Origin of the sequence: Nocardiopsis prasina DSM 43845 (genome assembly GCF_000341265.1) — a bacterium.
Classification (GTDB): Bacteria; Actinomycetota; Actinomycetes; order Streptosporangiales; family Streptosporangiaceae; genus Nocardiopsis; species Nocardiopsis prasina.
In genome coordinates, this window is sequence record NZ_ANAE01000128.1 from 37,992 (window position 1) to 54,124 (window position 16,133).

The 16,133-nt window shown below is 68.3% G+C and carries 13 protein-coding genes; 4 read left to right on the forward strand and 9 right to left on the reverse strand.

Annotated elements, in window-relative coordinates; all coding sequences use genetic code 11:
- Positions 1–9: 9 nt before the first annotated feature.
- The 8 genes from D452_RS0113690 to yczE all read right to left on the reverse strand — a co-directional run bounded on the left by D452_RS0113690 (position 10) and on the right by yczE (position 10,193).
- Positions 10–3,222 carry an NACHT domain-containing protein gene (locus D452_RS0113690; RefSeq protein ID WP_017544718.1) on the reverse strand — a complete coding sequence of 1,071 codons (3,213 nt, stop codon included), beginning with the start codon at positions 3,220–3,222 and terminating at the stop codon, positions 10–12.
- A 168-nt stretch (positions 3,223–3,390) separates the two neighbouring features.
- Positions 3,391–4,065 (reverse strand): uracil-DNA glycosylase, encoded by a 675-nt coding sequence (locus D452_RS0113695; protein WP_017544719.1) that lies wholly within the window; start codon positions 4,063–4,065, stop codon positions 3,391–3,393.
- Between the two features lie 413 nt (positions 4,066–4,478).
- Complete coding sequence (locus tag D452_RS0113705; RefSeq protein ID WP_017544721.1) at positions 4,479–5,003, reverse strand: hypothetical protein; 525 nt, start codon at positions 5,001–5,003, stop codon at positions 4,479–4,481.
- A gap of 2 nt (positions 5,004–5,005) precedes the next feature.
- Positions 5,006–5,875 (reverse strand): hypothetical protein, encoded by an 870-nt coding sequence (locus D452_RS0113710; RefSeq protein WP_017544722.1) that lies wholly within the window; start codon positions 5,873–5,875, stop codon positions 5,006–5,008.
- 47 nt (positions 5,876–5,922) lie between these two features.
- Entirely contained in the window at positions 5,923–6,276 is a 354-nt protein-coding gene (locus D452_RS0113715; protein ID WP_017544723.1) for a hypothetical protein, read from the reverse strand.
- A 1-nt stretch (position 6,277) separates the two neighbouring features.
- Positions 6,278–6,775, reverse strand: coding sequence for a hypothetical protein (locus D452_RS30390; protein WP_152498589.1), 498 nt, complete (start codon positions 6,773–6,775; stop codon positions 6,278–6,280).
- Between the two features lie 527 nt (positions 6,776–7,302).
- Entirely contained in the window at positions 7,303–9,108 is a 1,806-nt protein-coding gene (locus tag D452_RS0113720) for a glycoside hydrolase family 15 protein (RefSeq protein ID WP_239646386.1), read from the reverse strand.
- A gap of 404 nt (positions 9,109–9,512) precedes the next feature.
- Positions 9,513–10,193, reverse strand: coding sequence for a membrane protein YczE (gene yczE / locus D452_RS0113725; protein ID WP_017544725.1), 681 nt, complete (start codon positions 10,191–10,193; stop codon positions 9,513–9,515).
- A 169-nt stretch (positions 10,194–10,362) separates the two neighbouring features.
- Between yczE and yczR the strand changes: the two genes are divergently transcribed.
- The gene (yczR, locus tag D452_RS0113730) at positions 10,363–11,823 is read left to right on the forward strand and encodes a MocR-like transcription factor YczR (protein ID WP_017544726.1); all 1,461 of its coding nucleotides are present in this window, start codon (positions 10,363–10,365) and stop codon (positions 11,821–11,823) included.
- A 24-nt stretch (positions 11,824–11,847) separates the two neighbouring features.
- Here yczR and D452_RS0113735 read toward each other — a convergent pair whose 3' ends face one another.
- Positions 11,848–12,669 (reverse strand): alpha/beta hydrolase, encoded by an 822-nt coding sequence (locus tag D452_RS0113735; protein ID WP_017544727.1) that lies wholly within the window; start codon positions 12,667–12,669, stop codon positions 11,848–11,850.
- A 312-nt stretch (positions 12,670–12,981) separates the two neighbouring features.
- On the opposite strand from D452_RS0113735, the gene moaA reads away from it, so the two are divergent.
- The 3 genes from moaA (at position 12,982) to mobA (ending at position 15,973) form a co-directional block, all read left to right on the forward strand.
- A complete protein-coding gene (moaA, locus tag D452_RS0113740) occupies positions 12,982–13,989 on the forward strand; it encodes a GTP 3',8-cyclase MoaA (RefSeq protein ID WP_026129284.1) in 1,008 nt (335 codons plus the stop codon).
- A gap of 150 nt (positions 13,990–14,139) precedes the next feature.
- On the forward strand, positions 14,140–15,327 hold the full coding sequence (locus tag D452_RS0113745) for an RtcB family protein (protein ID WP_017544729.1): 1,188 nt from the start codon (positions 14,140–14,142) through the stop codon (positions 15,325–15,327).
- Positions 15,328–15,370: 43 nt separating this feature from the next.
- On the forward strand, positions 15,371–15,973 hold the full coding sequence (gene mobA / locus D452_RS0113750) for a molybdenum cofactor guanylyltransferase (RefSeq protein WP_017544730.1): 603 nt from the start codon (positions 15,371–15,373) through the stop codon (positions 15,971–15,973).
- Positions 15,974–16,133 lie beyond the last annotated feature (160 nt).

Below are 16,133 nucleotides of genomic sequence, written 5' to 3' on the forward strand. Positions count from 1 at the left end.
GGAGTCGCCCTACCCCGGTCCGGCGGAGCCGCCCGGGAACCCGGAGTGCCGGATCGGTCCCGATGACGCGGAATGGTTGTCGGGCAGGGAGGGTGTGACGCTCCAGCGCTCCTCCCCGGGATGGTTCTCCAGTTTCCCCAGGAGCGTCATCAGTTCTCCGCGGAGCCGCTGGAAGGAGTCCCAGACCTCCTGTGGGGTGGTGGGGCTCCTGTGCACGCCACGGAGCGCCTTCTGAACCATCTGGGAGAGCTTCCGACGGGAGTCCGGACTCAGGTGGTGGGGCCAGGAGCGCAGGTCCTCCAGGGCCTGGCGCAATACGGTGAGCACCACCTGGTCCGGTGCGTCCCGGAACATGAGGCGGGAGTAGCTGTGCAGGCGATCGGCAACCATCGCCTCCGGGATCTGGTCGATTGGTTCCAGGCGCAGGCGCAGGACCTCGTGGGCCTCGACCCAGGCGTTCCCTCCCCCATCCGTGTACCAGGTGCCGATGTCGTCGGAGACGTAGCGCAGGTACGGGGTGAGCAGGAGGGCTAGCCGGGAGGCGGTTCCGTTGGCACGCATCGCCGTGGACCTGAGCAGCCGCGAGCTCACAGTCCCGTAAGGGACCTCCACCTCGTAGGGGTTGAGAGTGGTGGGGGTGTCCCCGGGAGCATCCGCGCGTAGCTCGAAGCCCACGCACTCTCCCAGGTTCATGGGTTCACCCCGGTTGCGGCTGAGCATGCTGAGGGGATGCTCGCTGTCCCAGTACCCGACGTGGCGCATTCTGATGATGTCGAGGATGCCGAACCACTGGGAGGCGGGCAGGGCCCGCCAGAGAGAGACCGTCTGCCGCCAGGCCTGCCAGGGGTCGCCGGTGTCGGGGAAGAGGTTCTCCAGGGCGACCGGCTCCTCGCTGACCAGAATGAGGAGGGTGACGAGGTTCGCTGTGTAGCGGGCCTCCCGTGAGGTGAGGGGCATTCGTATGGGCTCGTAACCGGGGAACGAGCGGTTGGCCGCAGGGTAGGGAGCTTCCCGGAAGAGGTCGAGGAGCAGTTCCCGGAACTCCTCCCGCAGGTCCGGTTCCTCCTCCAGCCGTCGACTCAGGAGCTCGTCCAGGAAGGTCGCTACCCTGTCCCGGCCCGCGTAGGCGGCGAAGGACGCCAGCGCGTACAGCTCACCGTCGTCCAGGTGCAGGGCCCGGCTTCGGCGACGGGACACCCGGGCGCGGTCCTCGACCAGCTCCTCCAGGGCCGCCACCACCATGCGGGCCACCAGATACTCCCCGAAGGTGGCGTGGAGGAACTCGAAGGCGCTGTTCGTGCCGTCCGTGGTTCTGGAACGCGCCTCGTGGACGAAGAAGAACCGTCCCAGCACCTGATGGGCTGGAGCGATCTGACCGTGCAGGTCGGCGTTGACGGGTGTCTGGGCGGCCTCCGGCATGAGAACGGCCAGGTCCGCGTCCAGTTCCTCCGCGCGCACGCTCTGGCGTCCGCGTGCGAACATCGCCATCGCGGCCACCTCCAGACGCCGCAGCTCGTCCTCGATCGCCCGGGCGAGGTCCCGGCCGCCCAGGTGGGGCCGGTGCTTGTCGACCTCCCGCCGCGCGAACATGGTGAGCAGCCGCTCGTACAGCTCTCCGTGGGAGAGGGTGTCCGAGGCGTTGAGCAGTGCGTTGCCGTGGGCGTCGTAGAAGAGCAGCATGATCAGGAGGAGGGGCTGCTCGGCGAGATCGCGGTAGCGGAGCACCGCCTCCGGCGTCAGGGGCCGCAGTTTCGAGGCGTCGTTCGCCTCGTTCCACACCCGAAGCATCTGCTCGATCTGGGCGTCGTCGAAGGGCTCCAGCCGGATGACCGTGGTCAATGGGGGGAACCGGGTCCGGTCCGCCACCAGGGTGCGGCTGGTGACGATCACGACCACCGGCTGCCCCATGTGCTCCTGCTTCTCCTGGAACTCCTGAACTCGCTCCAGGTAGTCGGACCGGTCGACCCCAGTCGCTTGGAGGAGTTCGTCGAATCCGTCCAGAATGATCACGGGCAGCGCACCGTCGGCGTCGTCGGCCAACTCCCGCCAGGACACGGTGGCGTGCAGATCCGCCCGTAGCCCCTCCTCGATCTGGACGTGCAGAGGCGCGTTGGGGCTGACGGCGCGCAGCTCCACGCGGATGGGGAGGAAGTCCTCCGGCGGCAGTTGGGCGGCGAGCATCTCGGTGAACTTGGACTTGCCCGCGCCGGGGTGGCCCAGGACCACCGTGGGGTATTCGGTGGCGCGTGGGTGTGTGATCAGGGAGGCCACGATCGTCTGGAGGTCGTCCTGGACCGGGAACTCCTGCCACCAGTCGTCGCTGGCGGGGCTGCTGTTCTCGCGTGCCATGGTGATCCGCCCGCGCGGCGGGATGTAGCCCGTACGGAGCGAGGGGAGCACCAGCCCTGCCGGTGCGTCGTCGGAACGCAGGATCGGCCGGTTGAGCACCGCCTGGTAGGAGGCCGTGAGTTCCTGCCTCCGCCGTGAGACGGGACGGGCGGAGCCCATCCGGGCCAGTTGCGCATGCAGATCGGTCAGGCCAGCGCCGATCGCCTGCCGGGTTCGATCGTGCTCGCCCGCGTGCAGCCACAGACTGAATTCGGGGACTTCAGCACCCAACCGCCGGATGTTCTCGTCCAGACGCCCCGGTACCACCTGGGCCATGGAACTCCGGAACTTCCTCATCAGATGGTGGTCCCAGGTGATTCCGTGCCGTTCGGCTACCGCGAGCGCACAGAAGAAGTCCGTGAGGTGGGCGGCCATACCCTTCATGTACTCCGCAGTCACCGAACCGTGCTTCCTGCGACTGCCGGAGTGTGTGATCGGGAATGACAGCCCCGGTCCCGGGATCTCCACGAGACGTTCCCGCAACAACGTGAACTGCTCCTCAGAGGTGATCTCCAGGTCGTCCAGCCCGAAGGGCATCCCGATCCTGGTGAACACCTCCTCCGCCGACTCGAACACCGACGTGATCACCAGAATCTGGTGGGCCGCCTGGATCTTCTCGGTGCGGGACATCCGGTTCTCGCCCCGGAGCCTGCCGCCCAGTCCCTCCAACAGTTGGCGGCCCTTGCTCACCAGGGCGCCGCGCACCCCGAAGACGTCGGGGACTCCCACCAGGCCGAGGCCGCCTTCGGCCACCTTCTCCGCGAGGTCGAGTGCCTCCGAGTCGCTGTTGCCGAGGATCCTCAGCGCGTCACTGTAGGTGAGCCGTTTGGCCATCGGGTCGGTGCCTCTTCCTCGTCCGGGGGTGCCTGGGGGCGGGAACGCGATCGGACCCGACACCGGGGGTGGCGTCGAGTCCGCACGTCAGAAGGGGTTTCGCGAATATGGGGTTGTCCGTTGTACGAGCGCCCACGGGGGAGTGGACGCTCACGGGGGTGAGACGCCCTAGGGCAGCTGCCAGTTCACCGGCTCGGCGCCCTGTTCCCTGAGCATCTCGTTGGTCCTGCTGAACGGCTTGGAACCGAAGAAGCCGTTGCGGGCCGAGAGCGGGCTGGGGTGCGCGGACTCCACACACGGGATGCCCGGCATCAGCGGGCGCAGATTGCGGGCGTCACGGCCCCACAGGATCGACACGAGCGGCTTGCCCCGCTCGGCCAGCGCCCGGATGGCCTGCTCGGTGACGGCCTCCCAGCCCTTGCCCCGGTGCGAACCGGCGTTGCCCGGGGCCACCGTCAGGACCCGGTTGAGCAGCAGGACACCCTGCTGGGTCCACGGGGTGAGGTCACCGTTGGAAGGCATCGGGGTACCCAGGTCCTCGCCCATCTCCTTGTAGATGTTGCGCAGGCTCGCGGGGAGACGGACCTCGGGCGCCACCGAGAAGCTCAGACCGACGGCGTTCCCGGGCGTGGGGTAGGGGTCCTGTCCCACGATCAGCACGCGCACGTCGTCGAAGGGCTGTTGGAAGGCACGGAGCACGTGGTCCCCGGCGGGCAGGTAGGTGCGGCCCTCGGCGACCTCCTGACGGAGGAAGTCGCCCATAGCGGCGATCTGCGGGGCGACCGGCTCCAGCGCCTTCGCCCAACCGCTGTCCATGATCTCGTGCAGGTCCTTGTTCGACATGGCCAGAACACTAGCGCCAGCCACGGACAACCAGGTCCGGTTCGGCCCTTCGATCGTCTCACTCCGCGTCACGGCAGCGAGCATGGACGGTCATCGGCGGGCAGCGCTCCCGCCATCGGACCAGGTGTGAGCGGGATGGTCCGGGTTCGGGGGAGTTCACCACGCAGACGGGTGTGGAGCCCCTGCGACTGGTGAGGCGATGGAGATCGGGTGCGACGTCTCCGACGCCCCGCGCCTGTGCCTCGAGGTGGAGAGCCAGGACACCAGGGTCCGTCCCGTGTGGGCGGACTCCACGCTGATCAGGGAGTGACTGATCCCGCTTCACCCGGTCCGCGCAAGACGGTGTCAATGGGCACCTTCCCATCGGGCACCGTCGTTCGTGTGGCGACGGTGCCCTCCCGGGCGCGTCCTCGTCACACGAACGGTCCGAACAAGACTGCTGTCAGGGCCAGCAGAACCGTAATGACCAGACAGAGACGTAGGACCACTGCCGAAACGCTGAGCACCCGGTCGACGACGAGGAAACGACGGTTGGTCTCCCGGATCCGGACCCGCTTCTCCTCCAGGTGCTTTTCCAGCTCCGCGTGCAGCTCCCTGGCGCGCTGTTCCGCTCCGTCGTAGGTCCTCAACATGTGGTCGAGGTGTTCCTGGGCATGTTGCGGGCTGACGATGGCCTTGAGCTGTTCCGGATGATCGCTGCTGGGCATGTATCCGTAGATTCGGTACTCGCAGTTCCGGACTGCGGTCAGTCGATCCTGGAACGATTGGCGGGCAATTTCCAGACTCCGTTCCTTCCTCTCGAGAATGAGGTCGGTGACGACCAGCTCCTCCGTTGCGTGAATGGAGCGTCTTCTAGAGTCGCCGTGGACCCAGCTCAGGGCAAGGTAGGCGGGGACAGAGAACACGATCAAGAGGGTGATCCAGATGGCATCAGTCATGGTCAGTCACCCAGTCCAATTTCCTTGTGAGTCTCTTTCGGAACCGAGGTCTGGGCCTTCTTGGCAAGCTCAAGAAGACGAACGCTCGGTGATCCATAAACTGATTCCGGAGCACTGGAAGTCTCGCCTTCCGAGGTCTCTTGAATGGTCGGTTCGAGGGATCCCTCACCTGTTCCCAATTGGCGCTCCGGGGGACCGGACTCAATTGGCGTCGGGCGTCGGTCCGGGTTTTCGTCCTCCTCTGGCTGGTAGGTTTCGACGATCTCAGTGAGTGCCTCCTGGTAGAGGCCCTCCGGAGCCTTGTTCTGCTGGAGGAGATCCTGTGCCGAACTGTTGGCTGTGACTGTCAGATCATCCCTTATTTCGTTCACTTTCACAGTCAGTCTTGCGATGACGTTCATAACGTTGTGAGACTTCGTGATGTACGCGTTGTCCTGTTCGATTGCCAGACGTACTACCTGTTCCTGGGATTCATTCAGGCCTGAAAGATCGATGACCTCGTGCGTTCCGTCGCTCAACTCCCGGACGTTCCCTGCTTCGAGGAGGACGTGGTAGTTCGCCCTGATCTTGGCGAGCTGCAAGGTGATATTTCCCTTGGCTTCGTCCAGGGACTCGGCCAGATACTCCGCCTGGTCGGCGTACCTCCCTGCATTCCTGGTTTTGCCCTCAGTGAGGGAATATCGGATCTCCTCGATCTTGTTCACCATCGTGACGGCATCATCGAGGATTCTCTCCGTTTTTTCCTTGCTCTCCAGTTCTATGTGATCTGTTTTCCGCTGCTCGTTTTCGGACTTCCTCTTGAACAACTGGGTGGACATGATTGCGGCGGTGGTGGCCAGGGCGGCCAGAACCCCTACGACGACTATCGGCACCGTAATGACGGCGGACTCCTCTGTTGAGCTTGCGCGATCGGGTCCCGTTACTGGGACGTGGGGTCAGCGAGGTGTGGAGCGGCGGCTGACTCTGAGAGCTCTCGGACCTCCAGAAGAGTCTTTGTGACATAATCGCTGCTGAGCCCCTCGTCCTCCCTTCCTATCTCCCGTGCCGCGCTTTGGAGTGCCCTGATTCTTCCTCCGAGTGATCCGTCTGCGCGGGCGACGCTGTTGCGGTCTTCCTGGATCCTCTCCAGGTCTTTTTCCAGACGCTTCAGATCGTCCATGTCGGGAACATGGACGCCTGATGTCCTGACCCTCCTTCTGTGGAACGCGTGAGCGGCGGTGAGTGCGGCCGATGCCATCATGATGAGCAACAGAATAACCGAGTAGATCAGCATTTCACCTGTCCATTCCTTGCGTGGGGTCGCTCCGGGTCAGCTTCGATCTCATCCACGGGAGTACACTTTTGGGTCTCCTGATTTCACTGGCCTCCGGCACGGATGATTCGGGCTTCGCCGCTTCCGGCTGCTTAGTGGATTCCGGATTCCGGGCCGCGGCAGCCGTCTCGAAGAGGTCCTGTACTCCCTTCTGATCTGATGTGAGCTTGGGTTCGGCGAATTTTTCAATCCGCTTGAGCTTCGTTTCTATATCGTCGAAATCCGTCTTCATGTTGCTTTCTAGTCTGGTTTCCGAATCTCGGATGGTCTCGAATTTGAACGCAACGTCACTGAGTTTATCCTTGATGCTCTTCTCGGGTCCGTCGAGAGTCAGTCTCTGTGCTTCCAGCTGTTTTTGTTTGGCTTCCTCGGATTTTTTTCCGAAGAAACTTCCTGCGATTGTTCCAGCCGCAGTGATCGCGATCACAGACATACGGGCTTCAGTGATAAAGTCTGCCACGGGGCCTTCTTGTGCTCTTCTTGTGAGGGGCTTCGTTCTGTGGGCGGGGCGGGAGTTCCCGTGTGTCGCCGGTGGGACTTTCGCGACTACTCCGTGGTGACGAGGAGCACCTGCCGCAGGAATCTTTGGCCCTGGTAAGAGGCCCGGTTCTGCTCTTCTCCGTCATCTGAGGGTCTCGAGGTTCTCGAGCCCCTCGGTACACGGGCGGACGCTCCTGATCGCTCGCCAACACGATGCGGGCCCCGTGTCCTTCACCGCTTCGCTTCCGGGGGCGGGGGCGTGGTGCTCACGAGCGGGACGGATCCGGTTGCGGGTGCCGACGTGTGCAAGGGGGGCTCCGTGTTGTCCTGCGGTCCTGAGCCAGGGCCGCGGGTTGGGTTTTCTGGGGGCGGGAGAAGCGCCAACAGGCTTTTTACCAGGGTTTCGCGGCGGGAGACGACACCCGGTGTGGCCGCATGCGGCCAGCTGCTTGACCCACGACGAAAGCCCCCGCGTTGGCACGGGGGGCTATCGGACCGAGGGAAGGGCTACTCGGCGCGCCACCCTCCCTGGCGGTCGGCGAGGTTGAGCGCCGTGGTCACCAGGGGCACGTGGCTGAAGGCCTGCGGGAAGTTCCCCACCTGGCGGCCGGCCCCGGGGTCCCACTCCTCGGCGAGCAGGCCGACGTCGTTGCGCAGGGAGAGCAACCGCTCGAACAGCTCACGAGCCTCCTCCTGGCGGCCGATGGACAGCAGGGCGTTGGCCATCCAGAAGCTGCACGCCAGGAAGGCCCCCTCGTCCCCGGGGAGCTGGTCCGCGGAGTTCTCCAGGTCCGTGCGGTAGCGGAGCACGAACCCGTCCACCATCAGGTCCTCGCGGACCGCCTCGATGGTGCCGACCACGCGGGGGTCGTCGTAGGGGAGGAAGCCGACCTCGGGGATGAGCAGCAGGGCGGCGTCCAGCTCCTTGCTGCCGTAGTACTGGGTGAAGGTGTTGCGCTGGGGGTCGTAGCCGTACTCGCACACCTCGGCGTGGATGGTGTCGCGCAGCGCCCTCCAGCGTTCGATGGGCCCCTCGGTGTTGAACTCCTCGATGCTGCGCACCGCCCGGTCGGCGGCCACCCAGGCCATCACCTTGGAGTGGACGAAGTGCTGCCTGGGGCCGCGCACTTCCCAGAGGCCCTCGTCGGGCTCGTCCCAGCACCACTCCAGGTAGTTGACCAGGGACCGCTGGAGCCCCCACAGGTGCTCGCCACCCTGGATGCCCGAGCGCCTGGCCAGGTGCAGCACGTCCATGACCTCGCCGTACACGTCCAGCTGGTACTGGCCCACCGCGGCGTTGCCGACGCGGACCGGGGCGGAGGACTCGTATCCCGGGAGCCACTCGGCCTCCCACTCGGTGAGGCGGCGCTCCCCCCGGATGCCGTACATGATCTGCATCAGCTGGGGTTCACCGGCGACCGCCCGGGCCAGCCACTCGCGCCAGGCCATCGCCTCGTCCGTGTACCCGGAGCGGATCAGTGCCTCCAGGGTGATGGTGGCGTCCCGCAGCCAGCAGTACCGGTAGTCCCAGTTGCGGACACCGCCGATCTCCTCGGGCAGGGAGGTGGTGGGCGCGGCCACGATCCCGCCGGTGGGGCGGTAGGTGAGCCCCTTCAGGGTGATGAGGGAGCGCACCACCGCCTCACGGTAGGGGCCCTCGTAGGTGCACTGGTCCACCCACTTCTCCCAGAACCTTTCGGTGCGGGAGAGGGCCTTCTCCGCGTCCAGGTGGTCGGACTCCTCCACCTGGGAGGGGTGCCAGGTCATCACGAACGGCACGCGCTGCCCTGCGGTGACGGTGAAGGTGGTGTCGTGGGTGAAGTTGTGGCCCTTGAGGGCCACGGGGGCGCTCAGCCAGATCGCGTCGGGCCCGGCGATCGCGACCAGTTCGGTCCCGGCGCGGTGCATCCACGGGACGACGTGGCCGTAGTCGAAACGGATGCGCATGGTGGTGCTCATGCGCACGGTGCCGCTCAACCCCTCCACGATCCGCACGATGTGCGGGGCGCCACCCCGGGGCGGCATGAAGTCGATGACCCGGACGGATCCGGTGTCGGTGTCCCACTCCTGTTCCAGGATGAGGGTCTCGCCCCGGTAGTGGCGCCGGTCGGCCCGGGGGCTTCCTTCGGCCGGGCGCAGGGTCCAGTGACCGTTCTGTTCGTCGCCCAGGATCGCGGAGAAGCAGGCCGAGGAGTCGAAGTCGGGAAGGCACGCCCAGTCGATGGACCCGTCCAGCCCGACCAGCGCGGCGGTCTGCATGTCGCCGATCATTGCGTAGTCTTCAATCCAGCCGGGCACGCGGCTCACCCCCAACACGTCGTCTTCGTCTGTGCGGTGGCGCGAGCCGCCCCGTCGCCACGGGGACTGTCGCTTCCGCGCGATCCTGCGCGCGCACGCCCGTGTGCGCACCCCGTCGGGGACCTGTCTCCCGACCCGCCTTCGGGTCGGGACGCCGTTCGGGTCATGCTCTTCCCCCCGGACCGCCCACAGCCGCCTCGTACCCGGGTATGTGCCCAGGTGTGGGCAGGCGAAAAGGCCGGTTGTGGAAAAGGACCCGTCCCCGCCGGTCACCGCGGTCCCCATCTTCCATGCTCTGTGGGGGCCTGGCTACAGGCGGATGCACGTGCATTCGGATGGGCGAGAAGTATGTCGCGGAATGGGTGGCTTTCAGTGGGGAGAAGTTATGACGTGGTGATCAACGAGCGGTGACGGACGTGCTAACGGCCCGTCAGAGTGGGGCTTTCCGGCGTATCCTCCGGCATCCGCAACATCGGGAGGAAGACCTGGGCCAGGGGGCCGATCGTCACCATGAACACCACGGTTCCCACGCCGACCGTCCCGCCGAGCAGGAACCCGGACAGTGCGACGGCGACCTCGATGAGGGTGCGGGCCAGCCGGACGGACAGTCCCCGCGCGGCCAGTCCGGTCATCAGGCCGTCCCGGGGCCCCGGGCCCAGTCCGACGCCGATGTAGAGGCCGGTGGCGACCGCGCACACCAGGACCCCCGACGCCAGCAGGAGTACCCGGACCGGCAGGGAGTCGGTGGCGGGCAGCAGCCACAGGGACAGGTCCACGGACGCGCCGACCATCACCACGTTGCTCAGCGTGCCGAGGCCCGCCTTCTGGCGCAGCGGGATCCACAGCAGGATCAGCAGGGCGCCGACGATGACGCTCCAGGTGCCGATCGACAGTCCGGTCTGGCGCGACAGCCCCTGGTGCAGGACGTCCCAGGGCATCGCACCGAGGTCGGAGCGGATGAGCAGGGCGCCGCTCAGGCCGTACAAGTAGAGGCCGAGGTAGAGCTGGGCAAGGCGGCGGAGCCGGGGCCGCGGCAGGACCGGGGTGATCAGCAGCCGCCGGGCCAGGGCGGACAGGGGGCTCCGGGGTGGTTCGGACAAGGCCGACCTCGACTTTCACGCGTACCGGCGCCACGCCGGAAGAGATTCATTGGGTGATTGGATGACCATCCGCAGGGGGGCCACATCGGTATCGTGGCCCAGGTGGTGCTCGGATTGAAGAGCCAATCCCGGCAACTGGCCCGTTTTCTCCCCCGGTGAGGTGAATCCCATGGCGAGGCAGCGCACCGACCATCCCGGAACCGGCGGCGGCACCCGGCGGATCAACGGCCGGCTGCTCGCGCGGCTGATCGGCGAGGGCCCGGTCGAACGCCCCTACTACCTCGCGATCGCCCGTGCCGTGAGCGGGCTGGTCCTCGACGGCCGGGTCCCCACGCACACGCGGCTTCCCGCCGAACGCGACCTCGCCACCGCCCTGGGGGTCAGCCGCAACACGGTCACCGCCGCCTACGGCTGGCTCCGTGACAACAGCTTCCTCGACAGCAGGCAGGGTGCGGGCAGCTGGACGGTCCTGCCGGACTCGGGCACCCGGGGCCCCGCGCCCTTCGTCCCCGCCGCCGAGCAGATCGACCTCGGCGTGGCCGCGCCCCCGGCGGTCGACGGGCTGCGGGCGGCCTCCTTCCACGCCTCCGAGCAGCTCGCCGCCCACGTGGGCGGGATCGGCTACTACCCCTACGGTCTGCCCGAGCTGCGGCACGCCATCGCCCGGCGGTACGTGGAGCGCGGACTGCCCACCACACCAGAGCAGATCTTCGTCACCAGCGGCGCCCAGCAGGGTGTCACCCTTGCGATGGACCTGCTGGTCAACCAGGGAGACGAGGTCCTGCTGGAGTCACCCACCTACCCGCACGGCCTGGACGCGGCCCGTCGCAACGGAGCACGCATCCGCACCACCGGGGTGACCCCGCAGGGTTGGGACATGGAGTACCTCGTGGACGCCTTCCGTCAGCGCAGGCCGACCGCGGCGTACATGATCCCGGACTTCCACAATCCGACCGGCGCGCTCATGGACGACGACGAACGCCGGATCCTGGTTCGGGAGGCCCGCCGCGCGGGTTCCCACCTGATCATCGACGAGTCCGGGGCCGAGCTGGCCATCGACTCCGGGGACCTGCCCGCCCCCGTGGCAGCGCACGACACCGACGGGCGGGTGTTGACCGTGGGCTCGGTGGCGAAGCTGTTCTGGGGCGGGCTGCGGGTGGGCTGGGTGCGCGCCACTCCGCCCATGGTCACCCGGATCATGGCGATCCGCCAGCGCTTCGACCTGGCCGGGTCGGTGCACGACCAGCTCACCGCGACCCACCTGCTGTCCGACGTCATGCGCATCCGGGCCGAACGCAGTCGCCAGTTGCGCCGCAACCGGGACGCCCTGCTGTCCGCCCTGCGCGATCGCCTGCCGGACTGGCGGCCCAGCGTGCCCGGGGGCGGCCTGGTGCTGTGGGCGGCGATGCCCCAGCCGGTCGCGACCGCGCTGTCGGAGGCCGCCGTCCGGCACGGGGTGCACCCGGCGGCCGGACCGGTGTTCGGAGCGGACGGCACCCTGGAGCGCTACCTGCGGCTGGCCTACACCCGCCCGCCGGACGTGCTGGCTGACGCCGTGGAACGGTTGGCCGCGGCCTACGCCGAGACCCTGGCCCACCCCTCACAGCCGCGCGGCCAGCTGTACGTCTGACCGGCAGTTGGCCGCGCCGCGTCCTCAGACGGCGAAGCGCCTCGCGAAGCGGACCACCTCGGCGATCACCTCGTCGCGGTTGGTCTCGTTGAACACCTCGTGCCGGGCACCGGGGAAGACGCGCACGGTGACGTCCTCGCCCGCCACGGCCTCGACGCCCGTCCTGGTGTCGTCCAGCGGCACCAGACGGTCCTCGTGGCCGTGCACCCAGAGCAGGGGGAGGGAACCGAGGCCGCCCGCGTCGTTGCCCCGTCTCAACTCGGTGAGCAGGGCGTTCACGGTGGCGCGCTTGAAGGGGCCGTGCCAGACCAGTTCGTCGGCCAGGTAGGCCTCGCCGACGGCGGGGTCGCGCGAGAGGACGGCCGGGTCGATGGGGGCGTCCGGGATCACCTCGGCGGCGGCGATCTCCTCCAGCGCGGTCCAGCGGCCCAGCACCGGGCCGGACAGGGCCAGGGCCTGCACCGCGCCGGGGTTCACCTGGGCGTAGCGGGTGGCGATCAGGCCGCCCATGGAGTGACCGATCATCACCAGGGGGAGGCTGCGGTAGGCGGTGCGGGCCTGGGTGACCACCCGGTGGACGTCCTCGACGACCCCGGCGTAGTCGTCGATGAGCACTCTCTCGCCGGAGGAGCCGCCGTGGCCCCGGTGGTCGGCTCCGTAGACCACCGCCCCGGCGGCGCACAGGTCCCGGGCGACCTGTTCGTAGCGGCCCAGGTGTTCGCCGTAGCCGTGGACGAGCACGGCCAGCCAGGTGGGTTCGCCCTCGGTCGGGGCCCAGGCCCGCGCTGCCAGTCTCCCGGAACCGTCCGGCCCTCCGGCCAGCCCCCACTCACGTGTGCTGATCACCGTGTCCTGCCTCCTCGTTGCCGCTGCCGTCTGCGACGATCGGGTGGTCGCCGCCGGAGTGGTCACCCTAAAACATCCGTGGGGCGGGGCCGGGGCGCCTCGTGGGGGCCGTGGTCACGGTGTGTGTTTGGGGCAACGGCCAGACAGGGCGGTGTGATCTCGTGCGAGTCGACGAAATATGCCAAATGGTGTGATCGCGACGACTCGCCGTGAAACTGGATCTTCTACGCTTAAGAGGGGGTATCCCTCTTGTGGGAGCACCCCCGTGCTTTCCCGACAGGCAAATCCGGACTGGAGAGGAGGATGACGCTCGTGCTGGCCGACTCCTATGGCCGCGTGGCGACGGACCTGCGTGTGTCGCTCACCGACAGGTGCAACCTCAGATGTACCTACTGCATGCCGCCGGAGGGACTGGAGTGGCTTCCCAAACCGGAGCTGCTCACCGACGACGAACTCCTTCGCCTGATCCGCATCGGCACCACCCGCCTCGGTATCGACGAGGTCCGCTTCACCGGCGGTGAGCCCCTGCTGAGACGAGGCCTGGTGAACATCGTCGCGGGCACCACCGCCCTCGAACCCCGCCCGCACACCGCGCTGACCACCAACGGGATCGGGCTCGCCCGGACCGCGCCCGCCCTGGCCGAGGCCGGACTGGACCGGGTCAACGTCTCCCTCGACACCCTCGACCCCGTCGTCTTCGAGAAGCTGGCCCGGCGCCGACGCCTGCCCGACGTCCTCGACGGGATGGCCGCCGCGGCGAGCGCCGGACTCACCCCGGTCAAGGTCAACGCCGTGCTCATGCGCGACGTCAACGACCACGAGGCCGCCGATCTCCTCCGGTTCTGCGTGGAGCACGGCTACGAACTGCGCTTCATCGAGCAGATGCCCCTGGACGCCCAGCACGGCTGGCGCCGGGACACCATGATCACCGCCGACGAGATCCTGGGGCGCCTGGAGGCCGAGTTCGACCTCGACCCGGCCGACGCCGACACCCGTGGCAGCGCCCCAGCCGAGCTCTTCCACCTGCGTGACCAGACCTTCCCCAACGGTGAACCGGCCACGGTCGGGGTCATCGGTTCGGTCACCCGCCCGTTCTGCGGCGCTTGCGACCGGGTCCGGCTCACCGCCGACGGCCAGATCCGCAACTGCCTCTTCGCCCGAGAGGAGTCCGACCTGCGCACGCCCCTGCGCGAGGGCGCCACCGACGACGAGATCGCCGACCGCTGGCGGGCCGCCGTCGGGGCCAAGCTCCCCGGCCACGGCATCAACGACCCGAGCTTCCTCCAGCCGGCCCGCCCGATGTCCGCCATCGGCGGCTGACCCGACCGCGCCGCGCGGCGGCCCGCCAAGGGGGCGAACCGGCGTAAAGCGGTTGCCGTCCTTCCGTCTCACTGGCTTTGATGTTCCGGGGCACCGACACCGACCAACGACGGTGCCCCGGGCTGACGACGAGAGAAACGGGAGGTGCCCATGCCCTACACCGAGGTCCCCGGGGACCTGGTACCGATCCGCATGTGGGCCGACCCCGAGGAGGTCGAGCCCGCCGCCATGGACCAGCTCCGCAACGTGACGAGCATGCCCTGGACGCACGGTCTGGCCGTCATGCCCGACGTCCACTACGGCAAGGGAGCCACGGTCGGCTCCGTCGTCGCGATGCGCGACGCGGTGAGCCCGGCGGCCGTGGGCGTCGACATCGGTTGCGGCATGACGGCCGTGCGCACCGGCCTGACCGCCGAACGGCTGCCCGACGACCTCGGATCCCTGCGCTCGGCCCTGGAGGCCGCCGTCCCTGTCGGCTTCCACGCCCACGACGAGCCCGTCGACCCCGCGCGCGTCCCGGGGCTGGGCAGCACCGGCTGGGACCGCTTCTGGGACGGATTCGACGGGCTCGCCTCCGCCGTGCACCCCCGCAACGAGCGCGCACGGCGCCAGATGGGAACCCTCGGCGGCGGGAACCACTTCCTGGAGGTGTGCCTCGACGACGACGGCGCCGTCTGGATGGTCCTGCACTCGGGGTCCCGCAACATCGGCAAGGAGTTGGCCGACCACCACATCACCCAGGCGCAGGCGCTGCCGCACAACCAGGACCTGCCCGATCGCGACCTCGCCGTGTTCGTGTCCGGAACCCCCGAGATGGACGCCTACCGGCGCGACCTGTTCTGGGCGCAGGACTACGCGCGCCGGAACCGGGACGTCATGATGGGACTGGCCTGCCAGGTCCTGGCCGAGCGCGTCCCCGGCACCACGTTCGAGCAGCGGATCTCCTGCCACCACAACTACGTGGCGGAGGAGACCTACGACGGTGTGGACGTGCTCGTCACCCGCAAGGGGGCGATTCGTGCGGGTTCGGGAGAGTTTGGTGTGATTCCCGGCAGCATGGCCACCGGTACGTACATCGTGAAGGGCCTCGGCAATCCCGCCTCCTTCAACTCCGCCTCGCACGGCGCCGGACGCCGCATGAGTCGGAACAAGGCCCGCAAGACCTTCACCCGGGCCGACCTCGTCGAGCAGACCAAGGGTGTCGAGTGCCGCAAGGACCTCGGGGTCGTGGACGAGATCCCCGCCGCCTACAAGGACCTGGAGTCGGTGATCGAGGCGCAGACCGACCTCGTCGAGGTGGTGGCCCACCTGCGCCAGGTGGTGTGCGTCAAGGGGTGAGCCCCGCCCTCCCGGCCGACGCCGCGTGCGGCATGCTGGGAGGGTGACCGAGAACCTCGACGCGGTGGTGCTGGCCGGGGGAGCGGCGACCCGCATGGGCGGCGCCGACAAGCCCGGCCTCACCGTCGCCGGACGCACTCTGCTGGAACACGTGGTCGGCGCGGTACGCGCCCACGCACCGCACGCCGACGTGACCGTGGTCGGGCCTGAACGCGACCGCCCGCGTGCGCGCTACGTCCGGGAGGACCCGCCCGGCGGGGGCCCCGTCCCCGCCCTGCGCGCCGGACTGCCCCACGTGAGCGCCGCGTGGGTGGCGCTGCTCGCCGCCGACCTGCCCCACCTGGCCCCGAACCACCTCGCCGCTCTGGAAGCCGTGCTCCGGGACCGCGGTGAGGGGCAGCACGACGGGGCCGTGTTCGTGGACTCGACCGACCGCGAACAGTGGCTCACCGGGCTCTGGAACACCGAGGCGCTGCGCACCGCCCTCGACGCGTACACGGGGCGTTCGCTCCACCGGTTGCTCAGCCCCCTCGATCCCGTGCGGGTGCCGCTCACCGACGCCCCTGAAGAGTTCGACGTGGACACCCCCGAGGCCCTCGAACGCGCCCGCGCCGCCTGGACCCCCAAGGAGCGTGGACCAGCCTGACCGCTCCGCTCCGAGCGGGTTCCGCGCTCTGAGGCGCTCGCCCGGCAGTCCGTCCAGGTCCGCGAACGCCTGGACCAGCCGCCGGTCCCGAGCGCCTGCTTCCGGCAGGGGGCTCACCCGTCGGGCCCGTGAGTCGAGCGTGGACGCCCATCACCGCGTG